The following is a 25,845-nucleotide window of genomic DNA, read 5'->3' as shown; positions in this document are numbered from 1 at the left end:
GTCCGTGGACGTCTTTAGATGTTGAGTTGGTGGAGCCGGGGGGATTTGAACCCCCGTCCGCCAGTACTCCGCTGTCGGTACTACATGCTTAGCCGTTTCTATTAAGTTAACCCTCAGCGACCCGAAGGGCAGGGTGCTTTGGGCGAGTTGTGTAAGTTTTAGCCGCTTCGTCCACAACGTACTGCACGGCGATCCTGTTCTATATGACAATCACTTCAGGTTTACAGGCATCCCCTAGTGATTGCTGGACCCGAAGGTACCAGGAGGATGGCTAAGGCAGCTTACGCTGCGAGAGCTTGACCCTCGTAGGTTTCGTCATTGGCAACTATAGAAAGTTGCAACAGTGGATTTACGAGTTCTGTTACCAACTCGGCATGCACCTAGAGTTTCGCAACCGGCGTCGAATCCTAAACGGCCCCGATGCCTGCTGTGTGTAACCAGCAAGCCAGCGCAGTCTACGCCAATCCTGCGCAGAAGGCCAACCTCAAGGCTTATTTGCCTTCACCACCCTTGTTGATGTTTTGAATGCGCTGCAACTCTTGGGTGGTGATAGAAATGCATTCTTTGTCGTTGCCGCTCTCTTTTTCAGCCACGGCTTTGTCATAAGCGGCTTTGAGGTTGTCATTGGTGTTTTCGCTGGTTTGGCCAGACGTTGCCATCGCATCGTTGATCTTTTGCAGGTTGATGGAGCACAGATCATCTTTAGCCGGTTCGGCCGCAAATACGGGAGAAGCCAACATTGCAGCAGTGATAAACAGGCCAGCAAGAGCGGTACGCTTCATGGGAAAACTCCTTGTGCACAGATGAGGCCCGGTGTTTGCGGGCTCGGTTTTATACCCCAAACAGTGGGGCCTTAAGCCAATTGACTATAGCTGTGCTCAAGGGTTCTGCTTTTATTTGGCCATCATTGGATTAGTTTTTTTATGCTCAAAAAAGGTGCGCAGAACCTGCATTGTCTGGGGTAGTCGTTGCCACAGGCTGTGAGCTTTTCATTTGAGAAGCGCGCAGCCTTTGGCAGCGACATACCGACTACGTGGCGTTACAGCGATTTGGCCGCCGTCACGCGATCGACCAAATACACCAAGCCGTGGTAGTCAATGCCGCCATGTTGCGTCAGGCCAATCTCGCACGTGCGACTGGTGGAAATCCCTTCGCTGCAATGCTGCACGGCGTCTTTTAAGCTGCGCAGCGAATGGGCGTTCAGCTCTGGCGTGGTGAACCCTTTGTCGCCCGCGAAACCGCAACAGTGAATGCCTTCCGGGATCACGACTTCTGTGCTGCACATTCGTGCGATGTCGATCAGTGCCTGACTCTCGCCCAAGTGTTGCGTGCTGCACGTAACGTGGACGGCGATCGGAGCTTGTTGCGGGGTGAAGCGCAACTTATCCACAAGGTGGGTGCGAATGAAACGTACCGGGTCGTACAGGTCGAGACGCGTTTCACCCAGGTCTTGCACCAGGCGTAACGTGCACGGGCTAGTGTCGCAATAGATCGGGTCAAGCCCGCCACGGCTGGCGTGCAGTAGGGCGCCAATCAGTTCCTGGCGTTTGTGTTCGGCTTGTTCGGCGTAGCCCTTGGAGGCGAATGGCTGACCGCAACACAGGCTGTCCAGGTTGTCCGGGAAGACCACTTGGTAACCGGCTTTTTCCAGCAAGCCACGGGTTTTATCCAGCAGTGACATTTGCTCGCTGTCGCCTGCCGCGGGCCCCATGACGCGGGATACACATGCCGCGAGGTACACCACGCGTGGTCGTGCATCTTTCACCGGCGGGCTGAAGCGAATGGCCCGCTCGGGTTGCGGCATGGCGTTGGTCCACAGCGGGACTCGTCCTTTGCTGGCCTTGGTGAGCGTCGCCGATAGTTTGGTTAGGCGCGGCGCGCCCAGTAACATGCGCGCACCGTTGGCCACGTGCAGGGTAAAGCGGGCGCCTTGTAGCGTGGTCGGAAAATGGGTGCCCAGCCAGTCGGCCGTTTTGAGGTGAGTTGCCTCGCGAGCGCGCAGTTTTTTGACCAGTTCTCCAGTGTTAATCCCTACCGGGCAACGTTGCGCGCATAAACCGGTCGCGGCGCAGGTATCGATGCCTTGGTATTCGTAGGCTTTTTCCAGTTCGCGGGTATCCACGCCTGCGCGTTTTTTCGCCTGTATGTCGCGCCAGATCACTATTCGCTGTCGGGGGCTGAGCGTCAGTCCTTTGGACGGGCACACCGGCTCGCAAAATCCGCACTCGATGCACTTATCCACAATCTCGTCGGCGGCAGGCAGGGGCTTCAAGTGTTTGAGGTGGATTTGCGGGTCTTCGCTGAGTACCACGTCCGGGTTGAGAATGCCTTGCGGGTCGAGCAGGCGTTTAAGTGCCCACATGAGTTGATACGCGTCGCTGCCCCACTCCAGTTCTACAAAGGGCGCCATGTTGCGACCGGTGCCGTGTTCCGCTTTGAGGGAACCACCAAATTCCACGGCCACCAACTGCGCCACGTCATCCATGAACGCCTGATACCGTGCCACTTCTTGCGGGCTATTGAAGCCCTGGGTGAAAACAAAGTGCAGGTTGCCTTCAAGCGCGTGGCCGAACAGGATCGCTTCTTCATAGTGATGTTTGTCGAACAGCTCAATCAGGCGATTGACGCCGATGGCCAGTTGTTCGACAGGGAAGGTCACGTCTTCGATGATCACTGTTGTGCCGGTTTTACGTACCGCGCCGACTGCCGGGAAGGTGTCTTTGCGAATGGCCCACAGCTTGGCGTTTTCGGCTGGATCTTCGGTGAAGTCGACTTGTTTCTCGACAGGGAATGCCGACAGCGAACCCATGATGTGCGCCAATTGTTCGTGCAACAACGTCTGCGTAGCGGCGCGGGACTCGATCAGCAGGGCGCAGGCATTAGCCGACAGTTGTTGTACGAAAGCAGGCATGCCGGGTTTGTCTTGTACTGAGCGCAGGCTGCGGCGATCGAGAAGTTCAACGGCAGACACGGGTTGGCTTTTCAGTACGGTCACAGCGTTACAGCAAGTTTCGACGTCCGGGAATACGATCAACGCCGAGGCTTTGTTCGGGTGATCAATGACGGTGTCGTAAGTCACCGAGCTGATAAACCCCAGCGTTCCTTCGCTGCCCACCAGTAGGTGGCTGAGGATATCCAGCGGGTCGTCAAAATCCACCAGGGCGTTGAGTGACAACCCGGTGGTGTTTTTCAGACGGTATTTGTGGCGGATTTTCGCAGCCAAATCAGTGTTGGCGCGGGTCTCGCGGGCCAGGGTCGCAAGCTGTTCCAGTAACGGGCCGTGGCTTTGGCGAAAGTCGGCGACATTAGCGGCGTCTTCGGTGTCGATACGCGTACCGTCGGCCAGCACTACGCGCATGCCCGCCAGGGTGTGATAAGTGTTTTGCGCGGTGCCGCAGCACATGCCACTGGCGTTATTGGCGACGATGCCGCCAATTTTGCAGGCGTTGATCGAGGCCGGGTCAGGACCGATCTTACGCCCGTACGGTGCGAGCCAGGCATTGGCTTGTGCGCCAATCACACCGGGTTGCAGGCGGATTTGAGTGCCTTGGCCGCGAATTTCTTTAGCGTTCCAGTTATCGCCGAGCACGATCAGTACGGAGTCGCTGATGGCTTGGCCGGACAAGCTGGTGCCGGCAGCACGGAAGGTGACTGAAACCTGGTCGCGGCGCGCCAAGTGCAGCAGTTCAACCACTTCGTCTTCGGACTCGACGCGGATGATCAGCTTTGGGATCAAGCGATAAAAGCTCGCATCGGTGCCAAAGGCCAGCGTCGACAGCGCGTCAGTGAAGCGACGATCGGGTGGGATCAGTCGCTCAGCATCACGCACAAAGGCTACGGGCAGGCTCATGCATCCTCCAGAATTAACAGCACCAGGTCTTTCGGACCGTGGGCACCGTAAGCCAGGACTTGTTCAATGTCAGCGGTTTTAGAAGGGCCGGACACCAGCAAGGCATTGGTCGGCATGCCGGCGGACCAGTTCATTTCACGTTGCACCTGATAGAAGTTGTCGCGAATTTCGCTGGCTTTCAGCAGGGCGAAATGCACCGGTGGCACAAGGCTCATCAGGCGCGGCTCTTCGGCTGTCGGCCACATGATCAGGCTACCCGTGGCCGCGATCGCGCCCAACGTAGTGGTCAAGCTGGCGGGCGTGTCGTTGAACAACTCGTCTTTCCATTCCTCCACCGGCCGATCGTAGGCTTTGAGTGTCGCTAGCGTCGGGTTCTGCGCCCAGTGCGCGGTAACTTTCTGTCCGTGGGGCGTCGACGGAGCAATCAGCAAACTCGGTAGCTGGCGATCTGTAATCAGCTGGGCCAGCAGCGCAGGCCAGTCGTGTTCGGTGCTGAGGTGGATTTCCGTGTGCACGGCTTCCATCAACTTACGCAGTTGGGGGATGCGCTGTTCAAGCGTGTACGTCCAGGGCTGGGTCACCAATTGTTCGTCGAAGTTGTCAGCCACGGGTGTAGTGCCCGTCAGGCTGTTGCGCAGTTTGTTGAGGATATTTTGCTTAGCGCTCATGACTGATCTCCCGACTGTTTCGCCAAGTGCTCGCGGGCCATGTCGTGCAACGAACGGGCGGCGGGTTTAGGGGCGCTGTGGTTTTGGGTCCAGGGTCCTACCTTGTTCGGCGTCAATGCGCGCAAGCGAGTGGCGGCCTTGAGGAACAAGCGGTACAGGTTGGGTGAGCTGTTGAGCTTGGCCCAGGCGTTCCAGATGAAGCGTTCTTTGCGTGAATACTTGCTGCCCTGACCGCGCATGATGCGAGGTTGGGTGGTGGGCGCTTTGACGTTTTCTTCACGCAGGCGGCGTAACAGAGCAGGAATCGGGATCTTGACCGGACAGACTTCCCCGCACGCTCCGCACAGCGACGAAGCGCTAGGGTGATCCGGCACCTTGGCCAGCCCCACCATGTGCGGCGTGATAATTGCGCCGATAGGGCCGGGGTACACCTCGCCGTAGGCATGACCGCCAATGCGTGTGTAAACCGGGCAGTGGTTCATGCAAGCGCCACAACGAATGCAATTGAGGGTTTGGCGCAGTTCACTGTCGGCAAATGCCTGGCTGCGGCCGTTGTCCAGCAGCACTAAATGCACTTCTTCAGGACCGTCTAGCTCGCCGGGCTTACGTGGCCCAGAGATCATGTTGACGTAAGTCGTGATCGGCTGGCCGAGCGCAGAGCGGGTCAATAGCGAGAGCAGTGGGACCACATCACGCAGGTTCTCGACTACCTTCTCGATTCCGGTGACGGCAATGTGCACCGGTGGAACGGTGGTCGACATGCGCCCGTTGCCTTCGTTTTCCACCAGTAGCAGGGTGCCGGTTTCGGCCACCGCGAAGTTGACGCCTGAGACGCCGATATCTGCTTCAAAGAATTTTTGTCGCAGTACACGCCGACCAATCTGGATCAGTTGGTCGACATCTTTGGTGTAGTCCACACCGAGTTTTTCGTGAAACAAGTCGGCTACTTGCCCGGCGTTTTTATGGATCGCGGGCATGATGATGTGGGACGGTTTTTCGTTATCCAGTTGAACAATGTACTCACCCATGTCGGATTCGAGGCATTCAATGCCTTGAGCACCCAGGACATGGTTCATCTCCATTTCTTCGCTGACCATCGACTTGCCTTTGATCACCTGCTTGGCGGCGCGGCGGCGTGCAATCGAGAGCACGATGTCGTTGGCTTGTTCGACCGTTTCAGCCCAGTGAACGTGCACGCCGTTACGGGTCAGGTTGGCTTCGAGCTGTTCAAGCAGGTCTGGCAGTTTGGATAAGGCGCGGGCACGGATTGCATTGCCCAGTGCCCGTAGGTGCTCGCGCTCGTGGGCGTCGCTGAAGGCCACGGCGCGTTTGGTCATCAGAGAATCCATGGCGCTGCGAAAGTTATTGCGCAGTTGTTTGTCAGCCAAGGCTTCATGGGCGCGCTCGCGGAAGTCTTCTTCCACTGCAACGGTCGGAATCAGTGTGCCGGTGCTCATTGTTCACCTCCGGTGCGCTGCCACAGGAAACTGGCCAGATGCTGACCGCGCAGGGATTGTTTCTGTTTTTCCAGTGAGCCGTTGATGTTCATCAAGCAACCGCAGTCAGCGGTGAGTACTTGATGCGCACCGGTTTCAATCAGGGAGCGGGTTTTGTCAGCCACCATCGCACCGGAAATATCCGGCATGCGCACGCTGAATGTTCCACCAAAGCCGCAGCATTCACTTTCGTGGCTGTGGTCGATGCGTTCCACATTCGCTAATTGCGCCAGCATTTCGCGGCCGTGCAGGTGGGTGTTCATTTCACGGCGGGCCGAGCAAGACGTGTGCAGCGCCACCTTGACCGGGGCGCCGTGGTCTTTGAATTGAACCTTGCACACGTACAGCAGGAATTCGGTGAGTTCGAAAGTACGCTCAGCCAAGGCATGCACGCGTTGCAACGTCTCAGGTTCGTCTTTGAACAGGTCTTCATAGTGTTCGCGCAGCATGCCCGCGCATGAGCCGGACGGCACGACAACGGGGTAGCTCTCGGTAAACAAGGCGAGCTGTGCGCGTGCGACTTCGCGCGCCTGATCGGTGTAACCGGAGGTATAGGCGGGTTGTCCGCAGCAGCTTTGACCTTGCGGGTAGTCGACAGCAATGCCTTCGCGCTCTAGCAGGTGGATCGCGTCCATGCCGGCTTCCGGGAAGAACAGGTCGACCACGCAGGTGCCGAACAGGTACACCTTATGTGGTTTTTGCGTGGGGTAAATACGAGGTGTAGGGAGGGGCGGGGCGACACGGGTCGCGTTGGGCACGGCGTTGTAGAAAAGCTCGCTCATCAGGCGTCTCCGGGTGGTCCCGGTTATGTGTCCACGGGTGTGGACCGGGTAGTGAATTACTGACGCCGGGGCAGCCCCGGCGCCATTAACGTGCTGTAACCATAGCGCGTATCAGTGCACCAGCATGCCGGTGAACCAGTAGGCTTGCGCGAGCGTGATCAACCCCACGATGGTGGCGAAGAACAGGCTGTGTTTCAGGGTGAAACGGAACAGGTCGGATTCTTTACCCACCAGGCCGGTGGCCGCACACGCCACGGCAATCGATTGGGGTGAAATCATTTTGCCGGTTACGCCGCCGCTGGTATTGGCGGCCACCATCAGGGTGTCGCTGACACCAATCTGGTGTGCGGTGGTGGCTTGCAACGAGCTGAACAGGGCGTTGGACGAGGTGTCCGAGCCTGTCAGAAATACGCCCAGCCAGCCCAAGAAAGGCGAGAAGAACGGGAACGCAGCGCCCGTGCCAGCCAGCACCAACGCCATGGTCGAAGACATGCCGGAGTAGTTAGTTACAAATGCGAACGCCAGCACCATACCGATGGACAGGATGGGCCAGCGCAGTTCGAAGAATGTTTCTTTTAAAGTGGTCAGACCCGTTTTGATGTCGATTTTCAGGATCAGCATCGAGATCAAGGCCGAGAAGAAAATAGCGGTGCCGGTGGCGGAGATCGGATCAAGTTTGAAAACAGCTGCAATCGCAGTCGGTGCATTTACGATCGGTGCGGTTTTGATCACCAGTTGATCAAGGTGCGGGATCGCGAAGTTGAACACCCAGCCGTACATCGAACCGCCTGCCGAGAACAGGGCTTTGAACGGTTTAAGCGTCCAGATGGTGACCAGAACCGTCAGGATCAGGAACGGGGACCACGCTTTCAGGATCTGCAACAGGCTGTAAGGCGATGCCAGCAGATTGGCTGGTTTGCCGAAACCGCCCGGGTTGGCCGTCACGACAACATCAGAGGCCACGCCTGCAATCTGCGCGCCTGCGGTGCGTTTTGGTTGCCAGATTTTCAGAAACAGCGTCAGGCTGACCAGGCTGGCGAGGGCAGAGGTAATGTCCGGCAGCTCGGGGCCAATGTAGTTCGAGGTGAAGTACTGGGTCACAGCGAAGCTTAGCCCCGCCACCAGCGCGGCTGGCCACGTTTCACGCACGCCGCGCAGGCCGTCCATCATGAACACCAACCAGAACGGCACGAACAGCGACAGCAGCGGCAGTTGACGGCCTGCCATGGCGCCGATCTTGAACGCGTCAATGCCTGTCACTTGGCCAGCCACAATGATCGGGATGCCCAGTGCGCCGAACGCGACGGGGGCGGTGTTGGCGATCAGGCACAGGCCCGCGGCATACAGTGGGTTGAACCCCAAGCCTACGAGCAGGGCGGCCGTAATCGCTACTGGTGCGCCGAATCCGGCTGCACCTTCCAGGAAGGCGCCGAAGCAAAAACCGATCAACAGCACCTGCAAGCGTTGGTCGTCAGTGATCGACAGGACCGAACTGCGGATAATTTCGAACTGGCCGCTTTTTACCGTCAGCTTGTAGAGGAACACCGCGGCCACGATGATCCAGGCGATTGGCCAGAGGCCGTAGGCAAATCCATAGCCCGCTGCTGCAAAAGCCATGTCGACAGGCATCTGGAAGGCAAAAATAGCCACCAGAATCGACAGGGCGAGGGTGATGCTGCCGGCGACATGTCCTTTGAGACGGAACACGGCCAAGGCCAGAAAGAAGAACACGATCGGGATGACGGCGGCGAGTGCGGACAAGCCGAGGCTGCCGAGCGGACTATAGAGCTGTTGCCAGGTTTGCATATGGGGTGGCCCCTAATTGTTATTGGTCGTTGCTGCTGGTCGCGTCTGGGTAATTGGTATTACCAATTTACAGTCGCTGTCGGGTAGGTTAAAAGCCTTATGTGGGGTGTGTCAATTTGCCGCCCTAAATCTTTTGTCTGACAAAACGTTACTGGCGAATCTGATGGGGTGTTTGTTAATGCTTCTGGCAGGTGTCTGAAGCGCGCTAATCAGCGAGAATGGCGGCCCCGGCACGTGGCCGGGAGGATGGAGAGCGTTATGGGGTTTGATCAAATTCGTCAGCGCCGTTTGTCTGACGATATTGTCGAGCAGCTTGAGGGCATGATCCTTGAGGGCACATTGAAGTCCGGTGAGCGCTTGCCAGCTGAGCGTGCCTTGGCCGAACGATTCGGTGTATCGCGCCCGTCGTTGCGCGAAGCGATTCAAAAACTATCAGCCAAGGGGTTGCTGGTCAGTCGTCAGGGTGGCGGCAATTATGTGGCGACTTCACTTGGATCGACGTTCAGTGATCCGTTGCTGCAATTGCTGGAAAGCAACCCTGAAGCGCAACGCGACTTGCTTGAGTTTCGTCATACGCTAGAGGCGTCATGTGCGTTTTATGCGGCTTTGCGCGCCACAGAGGTGGATCGTGATCGGCTGCGCCTTGCATTTGAGCGCTTGCAGGATTGTTATGCGCGGGTTGACGAGGTCAGTCGTGCCGAGGAGGGCGAGGCGGATGCAAGCTTCCATTTGGCCATTGCCGAGGCCAGTCATAACGCGGTGTTGCTGCACACCATTCGCGGGTTGTTTGACCTGCTAAAGCGCAACGTGGTGACCAACATTGGCGGGATGTACAAGCAGCGCAGCGAAACGCGCGACATGCTGATCAGTCAGCATCGCGAGTTGTACCTGGCGATTATTGAGGGGCGGGCAGAGGATGCGCGGGAAGTGGCCAGCCGCCATCTGATGTATGTGCAGGAAGTGTTGGAGGAGGTGCGTCAGGAGGTTCAGCGCACAGCGCGGGCCGAGCGGCGTAATGGGTTGTAATAGCTGCCGAAGGCTGCGTCCGGCGACGGAGTCGTCGTAAAGCCGGTGAACACGAACTTTCTCTAAGGTCGTGTCTTCAGCATTTACGATCGCTTCGCGACCGAACGCAGCCTCGCAGAGCACGGCAGCTGCTACGGGGGGCTTGGAGCTAGTCTTCCTTGCCCTTGTTGCGCACCGCACGCTGTAGCTCACGATCAGAATCGCGCTCGCGTTCGGTATGGCGCTTGTCGTATTCCTTCTTGCCTTTACCCAGGGCAATTTCGCACTTGATCAAGTGCTTGCTCCAGTAAATCGAGAGGCAGACGCAGGCGTAACCCTTCTGCTGTACCGCGGCAAACAGCTTTTCAAGCTCGCGCTTGTTGAGCAACAGTTTGCGGCTGCGCGTGGGGTCGGCAATAACGTGCGTGCTGGCGGTCGTCAAAGGGGCGATGTGGCTGCCGAGCAACCAGGCTTCACCGTCCTTGAGAAGCACATAGCTGTCGACCAGCTGTGCTTTGCCTGCACGCAGACTTTTTACTTCCCAGCCGGCCAGGACCAGACCAGCCTCGAACCGATGTTCGATGAAGTAATCGTGTCGCGCCTTTTTATTCTGCGCGATGGTCCCTGTGGGGTGTTTCTTTTGTTTAGCCATAGGGGCGGCATTATAGGCAGTTGCGAGCAAGTCGGCTACGGGCACCTGCGTGCTTGAGCACGTAGGTTGAATCCCGGACAATGCGCGCTCTTTTTTATCGGTTGGGCGTAGTAACGATGTCGACAGACAAGGTTTCTGTCCACGGCAGTTGGGCAAGCCGTTGGGTCTTTATTCTCGCTGCGACCGGTTCTGCCGTTGGTTTGGGCAGTATTTGGAAATTCCCTTACATGGTTGGCGTCTACGGTGGTGGCGCATTTGTGTTGGTGTTTTTGGCGTGTATCGCGCTGATCGGTGTGCCGGTCATGCTGGCCGAGACGTTGATCGGGCGTCGCGCGCGGCTAAGTCCGGCTAACGCCTTGAAGGTGCTGGCGCTCCAGGCGGGGCATTCGGGGCGTTGGTCCTGGTGGGCCTTCGCCGGGATGATCACGGCGTTGCTGATTCTTTCTTTTTACAGCGTGGTCGGTGGCTGGTCGCTGGATTACATCATCAATATGGGCAAAGGCGACTTCCAGGGCACGACGGCCGATCAGGTGGGTGCTTATTTTGGCAAGGTTATTTCTGATCCCTGGCGTCTGACGTTCTGGCACACCGCGTTCATGCTGCTTTCAGCTTTTGTCATTGCTAAAGGTGTAGTGGCGGGGCTTGAGCGCAGTTTGCGGATCATGATGCCCATCCTGTTTGTGTTGCTATTGGTATTGCTGGGTTACAGCATGACCACGGGGCATTTTATGGAGGGCGTGCATTTTATGTTCGACTTCAACCCGGACCGCGTTATGGATGGATTGCTGGCTGCGATGGGCCATGCGTTCTTTTCACTGAGCGTGGGCGTGGGGTCGATCATGATCTATGGCGCCTATATGCCGAAGAATGCATCGATATCCAGCACGGTGGTGGGCGTAGCGTTGATTGATACGTTTGTCTCATTGCTGGCTGGCCTGGCATTGTTTCCAATTGTATTTGCATCAGGACTTAACCCGAGTGAAGGCCCGGGGCTGATGTTTGTGACGTTGCCATTCGCCTTCGGTAACGTGGCGTTCGGCCAATTGATGGGCGTGGTGTTTTTCGTTTTGGTCGCTGTTGCGGCCTGGAGCTCTGCGATTTCCTTGCTGGAACCGATGGTGGCTTATTTGGTTGAGCGCACTAAGGTGCGGCGGCTTTGGGTCACGTTTTGGCTAGCGTTTAGCTGCTGGTTTGTTGGTTTGGGCACAGTTTTCTCGTTCAATATCTGGAAGCAGGCCAAGTTTTTTGTGAACGAAGAATCAGGCTTTCGCCTCTACCAATGGGGAGCGGAGCAGGGTTTGGACTTCTTTGGTGTCGTCGATTTCCTTACCTCGCGTATCATGCTCCCCTTGGGCGGGCTGTGTTTTGTAGTCTTTGCGGGCTGGATCATGGGCCGTGGCGCCGTGCGCGACGAGTTGTCGATGCGCAGCCCGGTACTGTTCGCCCTGACTCTTTTTTTGATGCGCTATGTGGCGCCACTCGGCATTCTGATTGTGTTTGCCGCCCAGCTGTGGAAGTAACGCTGACATGACTACCCATATTCAACGCTCCGCCTTGCTGCCTTACCCTGCGCAGGCCCTGTATGACTTGGTCAACGATGTGGCCAAGTACCCGGAGTTTCTGCCGTGGTGCTCTTCTGCCGAAATTATTGAAAGCACTGAAGTGCTGATGCGCGCCAGTTTGGGGGTGGCAAAGGGGGGCTTGAGCCAGCACTTTGTGACGCGCAATACCCTGGTGCCGGGCCAGTCGATTGAGATGAATCTTGAAGAAGGCCCGTTCAAGCAGTTGCACGGTGTTTGGGTCTTCAAACCCTTGGGCGAAAAGGCCTGCAAGATCAGTTTGGACATGTCGTTTGACTACGCCGGATCAATCATAAGAACAACGCTGGGTCCGCTGTTCAATCAGGCGGCAAATACGTTGGTGGACGCCTTTTGCCAGCGTGCCAAGCAGTTGTATGGCTAAGCCGGTGATTACCATTGAAGTGGTGTATGCCGCCGTTGAACGTCAGCGTCTGTTGGAGATGACTGTTGCCGAAGGCACCACCGTACGTGCAGCGGTGTTGGCGTCGGGGTTGAATGCTGATTTTCCCGAGTTGGATCTGGCGAGTTGCCCTGTCGGAATTTTCGGTAAGCAGGTTAGCGATCCCGAAGAACGGTTGTTGCAGGCGGGGGATCGAATCGAAATTTATCGACCGTTGCTGGCTGATCCCAAAGAAATTCGTCGCCAGCGTGCAGCCAGGGCGGCTGAGATTAAGCGGTTGAATCAGTCGTCGTAGTTTTGCAGGCAACAAAAAGCCCGGCATGCCGGGCTTTTTTGTACCGAACGATTATTGTTCGGTGGTATCCAGTGGTTCTGGCGTCGGCACGGGCACTGTTTCGACCCCGTCGACATCCTTCTGGATTTGATCAAGCAGCGAACCAGGCTTGGCTGGAACTTCGCTCTTCTCGGTCGGAGCAGCCGGTGTGGTCACGTTGGAGCCACCGTCTTTACCAAGAATCGCTTCGTCTCGGCTTACACCAGGCATGAAATCACCTGACAAGCTGACGAGCTGGTCATTTTGGTTGAAGAACACGCTGACGCGTTCCTGTTGGCGTTCACCGCCGCCTGGTTGCAGGCTATACAAATAATCCCAACGATCCGGATGGAATGTATCGGTCAGCAGGGCGTTCCCCATGATAAACCGCACTTGCCGACGGGTCATTCCCGGGCGTAACTGGTTTATCATGTCCTGCGTGACGACATTGCCCTGCTGGATGTCGATTTTGTAAACCCCGGGGAATGAACAACCGGCGAGTGCGAGCAGTCCCACAAAGGTGAAACTGGTTAGCAAGAGCTTGGTGTTTTGCATCGGTGGGCGACTTCCACTATCTTGGCTGGGACAACGTAAACGCCGATCATACCCGTATTAAGAGAAGCTGCGAAGCGGCTTCCGCGAGAAAGCTAACCATGGTTGAAAATAGCGAACTACGTAAGGCCGGACTTAAGGTGACTCTGCCACGAGTCAAAATTCTGCAAATGCTTGATTCTGCTGAGCAGCGTCACATGAGCGCCGAGGATGTTTACAAGGCTCTCATGCAAGCTGGCGAGGACGTCGGTCTGGCCACGGTTTACCGTGTACTGACTCAGTTCGAGTCTGCTGGGCTGGTGATTCGCCACAATTTTGATGGCGGTCATGCTGTGTTTGAGTTGGCGGATGCCGACGGTGGCCACCACGACCATATGGTCAACGTGGACAGTGGCGAAGTGATTGAGTTTTTCGACGAAGACATTGAAAAGCTCCAGCATGCGATCGCTGCCAAACACGGTGTTGAGTTGGTAGACCACAACTTGGTGCTCTACGTACGTAAGAAAACCAAGTAAGCAAGTCACACGAATTGCGGTTCGTGAAACGATCGAAGGCGACCTTAGGGTCGCCTTCGTGCTTTCTCTCGGTCTAGTGTGTTAACCGTTCGTCGCTAAGCTGCCTGGTTTTTTGCACTGACGACCATTTTCTTGGCGTGCGCCAAGGACTCTTTGGTCAGGTCGATGCCTCCCAGCATGCGAGCGACTTCTTCTACGCGTTCTTTTTGGCTGAGTTTTGACACCGCCGTGCGCGTGGCTTCGCTGTCGCGGACCTTGTGCACAAATAGATGCTGATGGCATTGCGCGGCGACTTGCGGCAAGTGCGTCACGGTTAATACTTGGCCCCGCTCGCCCAAACGGCGTAGCAACTGGCCGACAATTTCTGCCGTTGGGCCACCAATCCCCACATCCACTTCGTCGAAAACAAGGGTCGGTACGCGAGAGGTTTGTGCGGTGATGACCTGAATGGCCAGGCTGATGCGTGACAGTTCGCCGCCAGATGCCACTTTTGCCAAGGCTTTGAGTGGCTGACCCGGGTTTGCACTCACCAGCAGTTCGACGTGTTCAAGGCCGTAGGGCATCGGGTCGCTGCTGCTTTGCGATTTGAGTTCGATCACGAAACGGCCACCGGGCATGCCCAGGCGCTGAATCTCTTCTTCAACAGCGCTGCCTAAGCGTGTGGCTGCTTGAGTGCGCAGGTTGCTGAGTTCGCGCGCACATTCTTGATAGTGACGAGCGTAAGCCGTCAGTTCATTCGCCAGTCGTTCGATGGACTCATCATTGGCATTGAGCGTTTCGAGTTCATCCATCAGTTTTTGCTGCAAAGCGCATACATCAGCGGGCTGGACGCGGTGTTTGCGCGCCATTGTATAAATGGAATCCAGTCGTTCTTCTAAATACTGCAAGCGCCGCGGGTCTGCATCGAAATGATCAAGGAAGCGATTAAGCTCGCCGACGGCCTCTTCGACTTGAATCTGTGCACTTGCCAGTAGATCAGAGGCTTCATTCAAGGCGCTGGCATTGTTGTTAACGCTGGACAGCCGATTCAGGCTGACAGTCAGGGCGTTGAGCACATTGCCAGAATCGCTTTCGCTGCACTGCTCGACAACCTGGCGGCAGATGGTGAGCAGGGTTTCGGAATTGGTCAGGTTTTTGTGTTCCTGCTCCAGTTCTTCCAGCTCGTTTTCGGCAAGTGCCAGATTTTCGAGCTCTTCAAGCTGGTAGCTGAGCAGCTGGTGGCGCGCTTGTTGTTGCTCGCCTGAGTTGGAGAGATGTTCGAACTCTTGCTTGGTCTGGCGCCAGCGTTGTGCGGCGAGCTGAACCTGGCGAGCGAGATCGGTGGCGCCCGCATATTCGTCGAGTAGTCGGCGATGAGTGTCGGGTTTTAGCAGTGACTGGTGTTCATGCTGGCTGTGGATATCGATCAGCAATTCGCCCAAGGCTTTTAAGTCGCCTTGAGGGCATGGTGTGCCGTTGATGTACCCGCGCGAACGACCTTCACTGGTAATCACGCGGCGCAGAATGCATAGGCCATCGTTGTCGAGGTCGCGCTCGGCCAGCCAGGCCCGTGCCTCGGGGATTTCCTGCAAGTCGAAGCTGGCCAGGATGTCCGCTTTTTCGGCTCCGGGGCGGACTACACCACTGTCTGCGCGGTCGCCCAGGGTTAGTCCCAGTGCGTCGAGCATGATCGATTTACCGGCGCCGGTTTCGCCAGTGATTACACTCATTCCGCGATCGAGTTCAAGATCGAGGTGTTCAACGATGGCGTAATTGTGTACGGACAGGTGCACCAGCATAGGAGCCGCTCCAAAACGTAATGTCTGGTTATTTATACAGTGTTTTGATTCGTGCTGACAATGGGCGGACTTAGTTCGATTTGCTCGTATTCTCAGAATTCTTAGGCCGTTTAGTATTTTTACGTGGCCAGGAGTGACGCAAACCCATGACTTCCTGTTTCTGGCTCTTGAACCTGAAAATTGCGACCCCATATAACTTGGCACAAGCGCGAGTCGAGCTCGCGGACAAAGTTTGAAAGGAGAAATCTATGGCAGACGAACAGACTATGGATACGCAGAACCAAGACGCTAATCAGGCCGCCGATGCAGCAGGCGAAGATCTGGTGGCCCGTGTGCAGTCACTTGAAGAGCAGCTGGCAGCCGCCAATGATCAGGCTCTGCGCGTAGCTGCCGATCTGCAAAACGTCCGCCGCCGTGCCGAGCAGGACGTTGAGAAAGCACACAAGTTTGCTTTGGAAAAATTTGCGGGCGACCTGTTACCGGTTATTGATAGCCTGGAGCGTGGTCTTGAGCTGTCCAGCCCGGACGACGAGAGCATTCGTCCGATGCGTGAAGGGATTGAGCTGACCCTGAAAATGTTTCAGGACACCCTGAAGCGTTATCAGCTGGAAGCGATCGATCCGCACGGCGAGCCCTTTAATGCTGAGCATCATCAGGCAATGGCCATGCAAGAAAGTGCTGACCTGGAGCCTAATAGCGTGATCAAGGTGTTTCAAAAGGGCTATCAGCTCAATGGTCGCTTGCTGCGCCCTGCAATGGTCGTAGTGAGCAAGGCGCCTGCGCCGGTTTCGCCTTCGATTGACGAGCAGGCTTGAAATCGGTCGTAAGGCCCCCATTTAGAAGTCAAGCGATTAAGTAATGCCGCAGTTGGTCATTACTGCTGCGGCAAAAAAATTCAAATTTAGGGAGAGTTAACATGGGCAGAATTATCGGTATTGACCTCGGGACCACTAACTCGTGTGTTTCGGTTCTGGAAAACGGCAAGGCTAAAGTCATTGAAAACGCTGAAGGCGCGCGTACTACGCCGTCGATCATTGCGTACGCCAACGATGGCGAAATTCTGGTTGGCCAGTCGGCCAAGCGTCAGGCAGTGACCAATCCGCATAACACCCTGTACGCGGTGAAGCGTCTGATCGGTCGTCGTTTTGAAGAAGAAGTTGTACAAAAAGATATTCAGATGGTGCCTTACAAGATCGTCAAGGCAGACAACGGCGATGCTTGGGTTGAAGTGAACGGCCAGAAAATGGCGCCGCCACAAATCTCGGCTGAAATTCTGAAGAAAATGAAGAAGACCGCCGAAGACTACCTCGGCGAGCCAGTGACTGAAGCGGTTATCACCGTTCCGGCTTACTTCAACGACAGCCAGCGTCAGGCAACTAAAGATGCCGGCCGCATTGCGGGTCTGGACGTTAAGCGCATCATCAACGAACCAACCGCAGCAGCTCTGGCCTACGGTATGGATAAAGCGCGCGGCGACCACACTGTCATCGTTTATGACTTGGGTGGCGGTACGTTCGACGTGTCGGTAATTGAAATTGCCGAAGTGGATGGCGAGCACCAGTTTGAAGTGCTGGCGACCAACGGTGACACGTTCCTGGGTGGTGAAGACTTTGACATCCGTCTGATTGACTACCTGGTTGACGAGTTCAAGAAAGAAAGCGGCATGAACCTTAAGGGTGACCCGCTGGCGATGCAGCGTCTGAAAGAAGCGGCTGAAAAAGCCAAGATCGAACTGTCTTCCAGCCAGTCGACTGATGTGAATCTGCCGTATATCACTGCGGATGCCACTGGTCCTAAACACTTGAACGTGAAGATTTCTCGCGCCAAGTTGGAATCGCTGGTTGAAGACCTGGTTCAGCGCACTATCGAGCCTTGCCGTATCGCGTTGAAAGATGCCGGTATCGATGTGTCGAAAATCAACGACGTGATTTTGGTCGGTGGTCAGACACGTATGCCGCTGGTTCAGAAGCTGGTAACTGAGTTCTTCGGTAAAGAAGCACGTAAAGACGTGAACCCGGACGAAGCAGTTGCCATGGGTGCTGCTATCCAGGGCGCAGTATTGGCGGGTGATGTTAAAGACGTTCTGTTGTTGGACGTGAGCCCGCTGACTCTGGGTATTGAAACCATGGGTGGTGTAATGACTGCTCTGATCGAGAAAAACACCACGATTCCTACCAAGAAATCGCAAGTGTTCTCGACGGCTGACGACAACCAGGGCGCTGTGACTATTCACGTTCTGCAAGGTGAGCGTAAGCAAGCTGCTCAGAACAAATCGTTGGGCAAGTTCGACCTGGCTGACATTCCACCTGCTCCACGTGGTGTGCCACAGATCGAAGTGACCTTCGATATTGATGCCAACGGCATCTTGAATGTAAGTGCAAAAGACAAGGCGACTGGCAAGTCCCAGTCCATCGTGATCAAGGCTAACTCGGGTCTGTCCGAGGAAGAAATTGCTCAGATGGTACGTGACGCTGAAGTCAACGCCGAGGAAGACCGTAAGTTCGAAGAGCTGGCGGCTGCACGTAACCAGGGCGACGCACTGGTTCACTCGACTCGCAAAATGGTTGCTGATGCAGGCGACAAAGTAACCGAGGAAGAGAAGGTCGCAATCGAAGCTGCAGTAGTTGCTCTTGAAGCTGCTGTTAAAGGCGACGACAAAGCGGCTATCGAAGCCAAGGTTGAAGAGCTGTCCAAAGTGTCTGCTCCGGTTGCTCAGAAGATGTACGCCGAGCAAGCGAACCCGGCAGATGCGCAAGCTCAGTCAGCTGATTCGGCTGAAAAAGCAGACGACGTTGTCGATGCTGAGTTCGAAGAAGTAAAAGACAACAAGTAATCAGCTTGTTTGTCGCCCGGTTGACCGCGCTTAAGCGGTGACTGGTAGGATGTCGCCGCGCGGGAGCTAGCTCCCGCGTTGGCGTGTCTGGAGTAGAGGAATTTTTACAGCATGCGACAAGGTCGGGTGCTGGCGGGCTGGGTCGAAAATTTCTAACTTTTTGGCTTTGAGTTACCGCTCCTGTCGGCCAAAGCATTGGCTGTTAAACAGAAACCAAAATCGTTGAAAAGACGTGAGTCGAGACTGATCTCCATCGGGCTTGGCGGGTTTGGTGAGGCTCGGGAGGGTTTTGCCGAACGTCCTTGAGAGTGCAAAGAATTATGGCAAAGCGCGACTATTACGAAATTTTGGGTGTTGAACGCACCACAACTGAAGTTGAACTCAAGAAAGCGTATCGCCGCCTGGCGATGAAGCATCACCCGGATCGCAATCCGGATGACAAAGCATCTGAAGAGCTCTTCAAAGAAGCCAATGAAGCGTATGAAGTCCTGTCGGACTCCAGTAAACGTGCGGCCTACGATCAATACGGTCATGCCGGTGTTGATCCGCAAATGGGCGGCGGCGGTGCTGGTTTTGGCGGTCAGAACTTCTCCGATATTTTCGGTGATGTGTTCAGTGATTTCTTTGGCGGTGGTCGGGGCGGCTCCCGGGGCGGTGCGCAGCGTGGTAGCGATTTGCGCTATACGCTGGAGCTTGACCTGGAAGAAGCCGTGCGCGGCACCACGGTCAATATTCGCGTTCCGACGCAGGTCAATTGCAAGCCCTGCGATGGCTCTGGCGCAAAGAAAGGCTCTTCGCCTGTAACCTGTCCTACGTGCGGCGGTATCGGCCAGGTACGCATGCAGCAAGGTTTCTTTGCTGTGCAGCAGACCTGCCCGCGCTGTCATGGTCAGGGCAAAATCATTTCCGACCCGTGTGATAGCTGTCATGGCGCAGGTCGGGTCGAAGAATACAAAACCCTGTCCGTGAAAGTGCCTGCTGGTGTGGATACGGGCGATCGTATTCGTCTTTCAGGAGAAGGTGAAGCAGGCATTCAGGGTGGGCCGACTGGTGACCTGTATGTCGTGATCGATGTTCGTGAGCACGCGATTTTCCAGCGCGACGGTAAGCACCTGTTCTGCGAAGTGCCTATCAACTTTGCAGAGGCAGCATTGGGTGCTGAGCTTGAAGTGCCGACGCTTGATGGTCGCGTGAAGTTGAAAATCCCGGAAGGCACGCAAACCGGCAAGCAGTTCCGTCTGCGAGGCAAGGGTGTGGCTCCAGTGCGGGGTGGTGGTGCTGGCGACTTGATGTGCCGTGTTGTCATTGAAACGCCGGTCAAGTTGAGCCGTCGTCAGCGTGAGCTGATGGAGGAGTTTCGTTCGACACTGGAAGGCGATAGCAGTCATTCGCCGAATGCCACGGGTTGGTTTGAAGGCGTGAAGCGCTTCTTCGGCGATTTGTAAGGAGCAGGGCATGCGACGTATAGCTGTGATGGGCGCTGCCGGGCGCATGGGCAAGACGCTGGTCGATGCGGTGCAGCAGCGCTCGCCGCTGGGTGGTCTCACGGCGGCGATTGTCCGTCCAGGTAGCACGTTGGTGGGGGCTGATGCTGGTGAGCTGGCATCTCTGGGGCGCATCGGTGTGCCGTTGTCCTCTAATCTGGACGCAGTGATTGATGAGTTCGATGTGTTGATCGATTTCACGCTTCCAGAAGTGATGTTGAAAAATCTGGAGATCTGCCGCAAGTCGGGTAAGGCCATGGTTATTGGTACTACCGGATTGACTCAGCCTCAAAAGCATCTGTTGTTTGAGGCGGGCAAGGACATCCCGATTGTGTTTGCCGCCAATTTCAGTGTTGGCGTCAATCTATCGCTCAAGCTGCTGGATATGGCAGCTCGTGTGATGGGGGATGATGCGGACATTGAAATCATCGAGGCGCATCACCGTCATAAAATCGACGCACCCTCGGGCACTGCGCTGCGCATGGGAGAGGTCATCGCCGGTGCGTTGGGGCGCGATCTGGATAAGGTCGCGGTCTATGGTCGTGAAGGTCACACGGGCGCTCGTGAGCGTGAAACCATTGGCTTCGCCACTGTTCGCGGCGGTGATGTGGTCGGAGATCACACCGTGCTGTTCGCTACTGAGGGGGAGCGGTTGGAAATTACCCACAAGGCTTCCAGTCGAATGACCTTCGCCAAAGGCGCTGTTCGCGCAGCGCTGTGGTTGGAGGGGCGTGAGCCTGGCCTCTACGACATGCAGGATGTGCTCGACCTGCGTTGAGTTGACTCTGTAAAATCCGGCTGTTGGTACGCCACTAGCCGGATTTTTAACCGCTACGCGATGTTCTGTCGCATTCCTCTGCCTTTTAGGCTCTTTTAGCGGTAGACCAAAAAAGCCTTTTTCTGTAAGCTACAGCTTTAGTGTGTCCACTAAAAGCGCGCAGATAATTCGATGAAGAAGCGGGGTGACGTGTCCATACGTCACTCCGCTTTTTTACAACCTGCGATCGCCCTTTCAGGCTTTATTTACGGGAGGTCTTCTTGACTAAGCAAGCCATACTCGCCCTCGCTGATGGCAGCATTTTTCGCGGCGAAGCCATTGGAGCCGACGGTCAAACCGTTGGTGAGGTGGTGTTTAACACCGCAATGACTGGCTACCAGGAGATCCTGACGGATCCTTCCTATGCTCAGCAAATCGTGACCCTGACTTACCCGCATGTTGGCAATACCGGTACTACGCCGGAAGACGCCGAGTCTGATCGTGTTTGGTCCGCAGGTCTGGTAATTCGTGATCTGCCGCTGGTTGCCAGTAACTGGCGCAACACGATGTCGCTGGCCGACTATTTGAAAGCCAACAATGTAGTGGCGATCGCCGGTATCGACACGCGCCGCCTGACGCGCATCCTGCGTGAAAAAGGCGCGCAGAACGGTTGCATCATGGCCGGCGATAACATCTCTGACGAAGCTGCAATTGCCGCCGCACGCGGCTTCCCCGGCCTGAAAGGCATGGATCTGGCGAAAGTCGTCAGCACTGAAAAAGCCTACGAGTGGCGCTCCAGCGTCTGGAGCCTCGCTACTGACAGTCACCCGACTATCGAGGCCAGCGAACTCCCTTACCACGTTGTTGCCTACGACTACGGCGTAAAGTGGAACATTCTGCGCATGCTGGTTGAGCGCGGTTGCCGCGTGACCGTAGTGCCAGCACAGACCCCAGCCAGCGATGTACTGGCACTCAATCCGGATGGCGTGTTCCTGTCCAATGGCCCGGGTGATCCTGAGCCTTGCGACTACGCAATCACTGCCATCAAGGAAGTGCTCAACACCGAGATCCCTGTGTTCGGGATCTGCTTGGGTCACCAGTTGCTGGCTCTGGCCTCTGGCGCCAAGACGGTGAAAATGGGTCATGGCCACCACGGTGCCAATCACCCGGTTCAGGACCTGGACACAGGCGTGGTAATGATTACCAGCCAGAACCACGGTTTTGCGGTAGACGAAGCGAGCTTGCCGGCCAACGTGCGCGCCATTCACAAGTCGCTGTTTGACGGTACGTTGCAAGGCATCGAACTGACCGACAAGAGCGCTTTCAGCTTCCAGGGTCACCCTGAAGCAAGCCCTGGCCCGAACGACGTAGCGCCGCTGTTCGATCGCTTCATCAATGAGATGGCCAAGCGCCGCTGATCAGTTTCCTGCCGTAACGCCTTGTGGCGGTCCCGATTCCGGTGACCCCCGGGCGCTTCAGGAACCTGATTGACAGCTTGCCGACTGACCTGCGGATTTGAGTGACAAACCCATGCCAAAACGTACAGACATAAAAAGCATCCTGATTCTCGGCGCTGGCCCGATTGTGATCGGCCAGGCGTGCGAATTCGACTACTCCGGCGCCCAGGCCTGTAAAGCCCTGCGTGAAGAGGGTTACCGCGTCATTCTGGTGAACTCCAACCCGGCCACCATCATGACCGACCCGGACATGGCCGACGCGACGTATATCGAGCCGATCAAGTGGCAAACTGTTGCCAAGATCATCGAAAAAGAGCGCCCGGACGCCCTGTTGCCAACCATGGGTGGCCAAACTGCACTGAACTGCGCGCTGGACCTCGAGCGCGAAGGCGTTCTGGAGAAGTTCGGCGTAGAGATGATCGGCGCCAATGCCGACACCATCGACAAAGCCGAAGACCGTTCGCGCTTCGACAAGGCCATGAAGTCCATCGGCCTGGACTGCCCGCGTTCCGGTATTGCCCACACAATGGAAGAGGCCAATGCGGTCCTCGAGCGTCTGGGTTTCCCGTGCATCATCCGTCCGTCCTTCACGATGGGCGGTACGGGTGGCGGTATCGCTTACAACCGTGAAGAGTTCGAAGAAATCTGTACGCGCGGTCTGGATCTGTCGCCTACCAAAGAGCTGCTGATCGACGAGTCCCTGATCGGCTGGAAAGAGTACGAGATGGAGGTGGTCCGCGATAAGAAGGACAACTGCATCATCGTGTGCTCAATCGAAAACTTCGACCCGATGGGTGTGCATACCGGTGACTCGATCACCGTTGCTCCGGCACAAACCCTGACGGACAAGGAATACCAGATCATGCGTAACGCCTCCTTGGCGGTACTGCGTGAGATTGGCGTTGAAACCGGCGGCTCCAACGTTCAGTTCGGCATCTGCCCGGACACCGGTCGCATGGTCGTGATCGAGATGAACCCGCGCGTTTCTCGCTCTTCGGCGCTGGCATCGAAAGCGACCGGCTTCCCGATTGCCCGCATCGCTGCCAAATTGGCCATCGGCTACACCCTGGATGAACTGCAAAACGAAATCACGGGCGGCGCAACGCCTGCGTCCTTCGAGCCGTCCATCGATTATGTTGTAACCAAGTTGCCGCGCTTTGCGTTTGAAAAATTCGCCAAGGCTGACGCGCGTTTGACCACGCAGATGAAATCTGTGGGTGAAGTCATGGCTATTGGCCGGACTTTCCAGGAATCCCTGCAAAAAGCCCTTCGTGGTCTGGAAGTGGGTGTCAGCGGTCTTGATCCCAAGCTGGACCTGAGCAACCCGGAAAGCATGGCCGTGCTCAAGCGCGAGCTGACAGTGCCGGGCGCAGAGCGTATCTGGTACGTAGCTGACGCGTTCCGCGCCGGCATGACCGTTGAAGATATCTTCGGCATGAACATGATTGACCCTTGGTTCCTGGTACAGATCGAAGATCTGATCAAGGACGAAGAAAAAATCAAAACCATGGCTCTGTCCTCGATCAATCGCGACGCCATGTACCGCTTTAAGCGCAAGGGCTTCTCCGATGCACGTCTGGCCGTATTGCTGGGCGTGACCGAGAAGAACCTGCGTCGCCACCGTCACAAGCTCGAAGTGTTCCCGGTCTACAAGCGCGTTGACACCTGCGCGGCCGAGTTCGCGACAGACACGGCCTACATGTACTCCACCTACGAGGAAGAGTGCGAAGCCAACCCTTCGGATCGTGACAAGATCATGATCCTGGGTGGTGGCCCGAACCGTATCGGCCAGGGTATCGAGTTCGACTATTGCTGCGTTCACGCGGCTCTGGCGCTGCGTGCCGACGGTTACGAGACCATCATGGTCAACTGCAACCCGGAAACCGTTTCCACCGACTACGACACTTCGGATCGCTTGTACTTCGAATCCGTGACCCTGGAAGACGTGTTGGAAATCGTGCGTGTCGAGAAGCCAAAAGGCGTCATCGTTCAGTACGGCGGCCAGACCCCGCTGAAACTGGCACGCGCTCTGGAAGAAGCAGGTGTGCCGATTATCGGTACCAGCCCTGACGCTATCGACCGTGCAGAAGACCGTGAGCGCTTCCAGCAAATGGTTGAACGCCTGAACCTGCGTCAGCCGCCTAACGCCACGGTGCGCAGCGAAGACGAAGCTATTCGTGCTGCTGGCAAGATCGGTTACCCGCTGGTTGTTCGTCCTTCCTACGTGTTGGGCGGTCGTGCGATGGAAATCGTCTACGAAGAAGAAGAGCTCAAGCGCTACCTGCGTGACGCGGTGAAAGTGTCCAACGATAGCCCGGTGTTGCTCGATCACTTCCTTAACTGCGCCATCGAAATGGACGTAGATGCTGTCTGCGACGGCACTGATGTGGTGATCGGCGCGATCATGCAGCACATTGAGCAGGCAGGTGTTCACTCGGGTGACTCCGCGTGCTCGCTGCCGCCGTACTCGCTGCCGCTGCACATCCAGGACGAGATGCGCGAGCAGGTCAAGAAGATGGCGCTGGAATTGGGTGTTGTTGGCCTGATGAACGTGCAGTTGGCCTTGCAGGGCGAAGACATCTACGTCATCGAGGTGAACCCTCGTGCTTCGCGTACTGTTCCTTTCGTATCCAAATGCATCGGCGTTTCCCTGGCAATGATCGCTGCACGCGTCATGGCCGGTAAAACCCTGAAGGAAATTGGTTTCACTAAAGAGATCATTCCTAACTTCTACAGCGTGAAAGAGGCGGTGTTCCCGTTCGCCAAATTCCCGGGTGTCGATCCGATCCTTGGCCCTGAGATGAAGTCCACCGGTGAAGTGATGGGTGTGGGGGATACCTTTGGCGAAGCGTTTGCCAAAGCTCAGATGGGTGCAAGCGAAGTATTGCCAACGGGCGGTACTGCATTCATCAGCGTGCGTGACGATGACAAGCCTCTCGTGGCTGGCGTTGCGCGCGATCTGATTGATCTGGGCTTCGAGATCGTTTCCACGGTTGGCACTGCCAAGTTCATCGAGGCAGCGGGTTTGAAAGTGCGCCGCGTGAACAAAGTGACCGAAGGTCGTCCTCACGTTGTCGATATGATCAAGAATGACGAGGTCACTCTGATCATCAACACGACTGAAGGTCGCCAGTCGATTGCTGACTCTTACTCCATTCGTCGTAACGCTTTGCAGCATAAGATTTACTGCACCACGACCATTGCTGCTGGCGAAGCAATCTGTGAAGCGCTTAAATTCGGTCCTGAAAAAACCGTACGTCGTTTGCAGGATCTACACGCAGGATTGAAGGCATGACCAAGTACCCAATGACAGTCCAGGGTGCAAAAGCCCTGGAAGAAGAGCACGCACACCTGACCAAGGTTGTCCGACCAAAGTTGAGCCAGGATATCGGCACAGCGCGTGAGTTGGGCGACCTTAAGGAAAACGCTGAATACCATGCAGCCCGTGAGCAGCAAGGTATGGTTGAAGCGCGTATCCGTGACATCGAAGGTCGCATGCAGAATGCCGTGATCATCGATGTGACAACGATTCCTCATACCGGGAAAGTCATTTTCGGTACGACGGTCGAGATCGCCAACGTTGAAACTGACGAAAGCGTTACCTATCAGATCGTTGGCGAAGATGAAGCGGACTTCAAACTCGGAAAAATCTCAGTGGGTTCGCCCCTGGCTCGCGCCTTGATTGCCAAGGAAGAGGGTGATGTCGTGGCGGTGAAAACACCGGGCGGCGTCATTGAGTACGAAATTGTTAAAGTCAGTCACATCTGAGTCAAAGCGCCCGCTTCGTGCGGGCGCACTGCTTTTTGCCGCTGACCCGGCCAGGTCGGGTTGGCAGCTTGCACGTGCTGTATACAGATTTTTACCGGCGCTGGCGGCAAAAGGGTTGGCGCTGTTTTTGATCGATGAAGTGCGCGGTA

At 56.1% G+C, this 25,845-nt stretch carries 21 protein-coding genes and 1 other RNA gene; 12 read left to right on the top strand and 10 right to left on the bottom strand.

Annotation, left to right across the window (positions count from 1 at the left end):
- Window positions 1–27: 27 nt before the first annotated feature.
- The 7 genes from ssrA to AP059_RS07300 all read right to left on the bottom strand — a co-directional run bounded on the left by ssrA (window position 28) and on the right by AP059_RS07300 (window position 8,602).
- Window positions 28–419, bottom strand: a transfer-messenger RNA (tmRNA) gene (gene ssrA, locus AP059_RS07330).
- Window positions 420–491: 72 nt separating this feature from the next.
- The gene (locus tag AP059_RS07325) at window positions 492–782 is read right to left on the bottom strand and encodes a hypothetical protein (protein WP_059762600.1); all 291 of its coding nucleotides are present in this window, start codon (window positions 780–782) and stop codon (window positions 492–494) included.
- Between the two features lie 257 nt (window positions 783–1,039).
- Window positions 1,040–3,850 carry an FAD-binding and (Fe-S)-binding domain-containing protein gene (locus tag AP059_RS07320; RefSeq protein ID WP_059762599.1) on the bottom strand — a complete coding sequence of 937 codons (2,811 nt, stop codon included), beginning with the start codon at window positions 3,848–3,850 and terminating at the stop codon, window positions 1,040–1,042.
- Entirely contained in the window at window positions 3,847–4,518 is a 672-nt protein-coding gene (locus AP059_RS07315; protein ID WP_059762597.1) for a LutC/YkgG family protein, read from the bottom strand. The genes AP059_RS07320 and AP059_RS07315 overlap by 4 nt, the downstream gene beginning before the upstream one ends.
- Entirely contained in the window at window positions 4,515–5,975 is a 1,461-nt protein-coding gene (locus tag AP059_RS07310) for a LutB/LldF family L-lactate oxidation iron-sulfur protein (RefSeq protein WP_059762595.1), read from the bottom strand. Before AP059_RS07310 ends, AP059_RS07315 begins: the two co-directional genes overlap by 4 nt.
- Window positions 5,972–6,796 (bottom strand): (Fe-S)-binding protein, encoded by an 825-nt coding sequence (locus AP059_RS07305; protein WP_059762593.1) that lies wholly within the window; start codon window positions 6,794–6,796, stop codon window positions 5,972–5,974. Before AP059_RS07305 ends, AP059_RS07310 begins: the two co-directional genes overlap by 4 nt.
- A gap of 111 nt (window positions 6,797–6,907) precedes the next feature.
- Window positions 6,908–8,602 carry a lactate permease LctP family transporter gene (locus AP059_RS07300; protein WP_048365984.1) on the bottom strand — a complete coding sequence of 565 codons (1,695 nt, stop codon included), beginning with the start codon at window positions 8,600–8,602 and terminating at the stop codon, window positions 6,908–6,910.
- A gap of 258 nt (window positions 8,603–8,860) precedes the next feature.
- Here AP059_RS07300 and AP059_RS07295 point away from each other — a divergent pair, with 258 nt between their 5' ends.
- A complete protein-coding gene (locus tag AP059_RS07295) occupies window positions 8,861–9,628 on the top strand; it encodes a GntR family transcriptional regulator (protein ID WP_048365985.1) in 768 nt (255 codons plus the stop codon).
- A gap of 148 nt (window positions 9,629–9,776) precedes the next feature.
- Here the strand turns inward: AP059_RS07295 and smpB are convergent, their stop codons facing one another.
- Entirely contained in the window at window positions 9,777–10,259 is a 483-nt protein-coding gene (gene smpB, locus AP059_RS07290; protein ID WP_048365986.1) for an SsrA-binding protein SmpB, read from the bottom strand.
- A gap of 116 nt (window positions 10,260–10,375) precedes the next feature.
- Between smpB and AP059_RS07285 the strand changes: the two genes are divergently transcribed.
- Genes AP059_RS07285 through AP059_RS07275 form a run of 3 tightly spaced genes read left to right on the top strand, consistent with a single transcriptional unit; the run spans window position 10,376 to window position 12,534 of the window.
- Window positions 10,376–11,779 (top strand): sodium-dependent transporter, encoded by a 1,404-nt coding sequence (locus AP059_RS07285; protein ID WP_059762591.1) that lies wholly within the window; start codon window positions 10,376–10,378, stop codon window positions 11,777–11,779.
- Between the two features lie 7 nt (window positions 11,780–11,786).
- Entirely contained in the window at window positions 11,787–12,221 is a 435-nt protein-coding gene (locus AP059_RS07280; RefSeq protein ID WP_048365988.1) for a type II toxin-antitoxin system RatA family toxin, read from the top strand.
- The gene (locus tag AP059_RS07275; RefSeq protein ID WP_059762589.1) at window positions 12,214–12,534 is read left to right on the top strand and encodes an RnfH family protein; all 321 of its coding nucleotides are present in this window, start codon (window positions 12,214–12,216) and stop codon (window positions 12,532–12,534) included. Before AP059_RS07280 ends, AP059_RS07275 begins: the two co-directional genes overlap by 8 nt.
- A gap of 51 nt (window positions 12,535–12,585) precedes the next feature.
- Here AP059_RS07275 and AP059_RS07270 read toward each other — a convergent pair whose 3' ends face one another.
- A complete protein-coding gene (locus AP059_RS07270; protein WP_048365990.1) occupies window positions 12,586–13,107 on the bottom strand; it encodes an outer membrane protein assembly factor BamE in 522 nt (173 codons plus the stop codon).
- Window positions 13,108–13,205: 98 nt separating this feature from the next.
- On the opposite strand from AP059_RS07270, the gene fur reads away from it, so the two are divergent.
- Complete coding sequence (gene fur, locus AP059_RS07265; RefSeq protein WP_003439580.1) at window positions 13,206–13,619, top strand: ferric iron uptake transcriptional regulator; 414 nt, start codon at window positions 13,206–13,208, stop codon at window positions 13,617–13,619.
- Window positions 13,620–13,714: 95 nt separating this feature from the next.
- On the opposite strand, the gene recN is transcribed toward fur, so the two are convergent.
- Complete coding sequence (gene recN, locus AP059_RS07260; protein WP_059762586.1) at window positions 13,715–15,397, bottom strand: DNA repair protein RecN; 1,683 nt, start codon at window positions 15,395–15,397, stop codon at window positions 13,715–13,717.
- 248 nt (window positions 15,398–15,645) lie between these two features.
- Between recN and grpE the strand changes: the two genes are divergently transcribed.
- The 7 genes from grpE to greA all read left to right on the top strand — a co-directional run bounded on the left by grpE (window position 15,646) and on the right by greA (window position 25,696).
- On the top strand, window positions 15,646–16,212 hold the full coding sequence (gene grpE / locus AP059_RS07255; protein ID WP_048365992.1) for a nucleotide exchange factor GrpE: 567 nt from the start codon (window positions 15,646–15,648) through the stop codon (window positions 16,210–16,212).
- A gap of 101 nt (window positions 16,213–16,313) precedes the next feature.
- A complete protein-coding gene (gene dnaK, locus AP059_RS07250) occupies window positions 16,314–18,230 on the top strand; it encodes a molecular chaperone DnaK (RefSeq protein ID WP_048365993.1) in 1,917 nt (638 codons plus the stop codon).
- A gap of 320 nt (window positions 18,231–18,550) precedes the next feature.
- Window positions 18,551–19,675: a molecular chaperone DnaJ gene (dnaJ, locus tag AP059_RS07245; RefSeq protein WP_059762584.1), complete on the top strand. Its 1,125-nt coding sequence runs from the start codon at window positions 18,551–18,553 to the stop codon at window positions 19,673–19,675.
- Window positions 19,676–19,685: 10 nt separating this feature from the next.
- Entirely contained in the window at window positions 19,686–20,492 is an 807-nt protein-coding gene (gene dapB, locus AP059_RS07240) for a 4-hydroxy-tetrahydrodipicolinate reductase (RefSeq protein WP_059762582.1), read from the top strand.
- A 260-nt stretch (window positions 20,493–20,752) separates the two neighbouring features.
- Window positions 20,753–21,889 carry a glutamine-hydrolyzing carbamoyl-phosphate synthase small subunit gene (carA, locus tag AP059_RS07235; protein WP_059762580.1) on the top strand — a complete coding sequence of 379 codons (1,137 nt, stop codon included), beginning with the start codon at window positions 20,753–20,755 and terminating at the stop codon, window positions 21,887–21,889.
- A gap of 112 nt (window positions 21,890–22,001) precedes the next feature.
- Window positions 22,002–25,223, top strand: a complete 3,222-nt coding sequence (gene carB, locus AP059_RS07230) for a carbamoyl-phosphate synthase large subunit (RefSeq protein ID WP_048366043.1) — start codon at window positions 22,002–22,004, stop codon at window positions 25,221–25,223.
- Window positions 25,220–25,696: a transcription elongation factor GreA gene (gene greA / locus AP059_RS07225; protein ID WP_048365997.1), complete on the top strand. Its 477-nt coding sequence runs from the start codon at window positions 25,220–25,222 to the stop codon at window positions 25,694–25,696. Before carB ends, greA begins: the two co-directional genes overlap by 4 nt.
- Window positions 25,697–25,845: the final 149 nt, after the last annotated feature.

Source organism: Pseudomonas sp. TAA207 (genome assembly GCF_001529285.1).
Lineage (GTDB): Bacteria > Pseudomonadota > Gammaproteobacteria > Pseudomonadales > Pseudomonadaceae > Aquipseudomonas > Aquipseudomonas weihenstephanensis.
This window is presented reverse-complemented; position numbering and strand designations above follow the sequence as displayed.

Bases quoted from the DNA above. Each gene is read 5' to 3' on its own strand.
- AP059_RS07325 (WP_059762600.1), bottom strand. From the start codon at position 782: ATGAAGCGTACCGCTCTTGCTGGCCTGTTTATCACTGCTGCAATGTTG.
- AP059_RS07320 (WP_059762599.1), bottom strand. From the start codon at position 3,850: ATGAGCCTGCCCGTAGCCTTTGTGCGTGATGCTGAGCGACTGATCCCA.
- AP059_RS07315 (WP_059762597.1), bottom strand. From the start codon at position 4,518: ATGAGCGCTAAGCAAAATATCCTCAACAAACTGCGCAACAGCCTGACG.
- AP059_RS07310 (WP_059762595.1), bottom strand. From the start codon at position 5,975: ATGAGCACCGGCACACTGATTCCGACCGTTGCAGTGGAAGAAGACTTC.
- AP059_RS07305 (WP_059762593.1), bottom strand. From the start codon at position 6,796: ATGAGCGAGCTTTTCTACAACGCCGTGCCCAACGCGACCCGTGTCGCC.
- AP059_RS07300 (WP_048365984.1), bottom strand. From the start codon at position 8,602: ATGCAAACCTGGCAACAGCTCTATAGTCCGCTCGGCAGCCTCGGCTTG.
- AP059_RS07295 (WP_048365985.1), top strand. From the start codon at position 8,861: ATGGGGTTTGATCAAATTCGTCAGCGCCGTTTGTCTGACGATATTGTC.
- smpB (WP_048365986.1), bottom strand. From the start codon at position 10,259: ATGGCTAAACAAAAGAAACACCCCACAGGGACCATCGCGCAGAATAAA.
- AP059_RS07285 (WP_059762591.1), top strand. From the start codon at position 10,376: ATGTCGACAGACAAGGTTTCTGTCCACGGCAGTTGGGCAAGCCGTTGG.
- AP059_RS07280 (WP_048365988.1), top strand. From the start codon at position 11,787: ATGACTACCCATATTCAACGCTCCGCCTTGCTGCCTTACCCTGCGCAG.
- AP059_RS07275 (WP_059762589.1), top strand. From the start codon at position 12,214: ATGGCTAAGCCGGTGATTACCATTGAAGTGGTGTATGCCGCCGTTGAA.
- AP059_RS07270 (WP_048365990.1), bottom strand. From the start codon at position 13,107: ATGCAAAACACCAAGCTCTTGCTAACCAGTTTCACCTTTGTGGGACTG.
- fur (WP_003439580.1), top strand. From the start codon at position 13,206: ATGGTTGAAAATAGCGAACTACGTAAGGCCGGACTTAAGGTGACTCTG.
- recN (WP_059762586.1), bottom strand. From the start codon at position 15,397: ATGCTGGTGCACCTGTCCGTACACAATTACGCCATCGTTGAACACCTC.
- grpE (WP_048365992.1), top strand. From the start codon at position 15,646: ATGGCAGACGAACAGACTATGGATACGCAGAACCAAGACGCTAATCAG.
- dnaK (WP_048365993.1), top strand. From the start codon at position 16,314: ATGGGCAGAATTATCGGTATTGACCTCGGGACCACTAACTCGTGTGTT.
- dnaJ (WP_059762584.1), top strand. From the start codon at position 18,551: ATGGCAAAGCGCGACTATTACGAAATTTTGGGTGTTGAACGCACCACA.
- dapB (WP_059762582.1), top strand. From the start codon at position 19,686: ATGCGACGTATAGCTGTGATGGGCGCTGCCGGGCGCATGGGCAAGACG.
- carB (WP_048366043.1), top strand. From the start codon at position 22,002: ATGCCAAAACGTACAGACATAAAAAGCATCCTGATTCTCGGCGCTGGC.
- greA (WP_048365997.1), top strand. From the start codon at position 25,220: ATGACCAAGTACCCAATGACAGTCCAGGGTGCAAAAGCCCTGGAAGAA.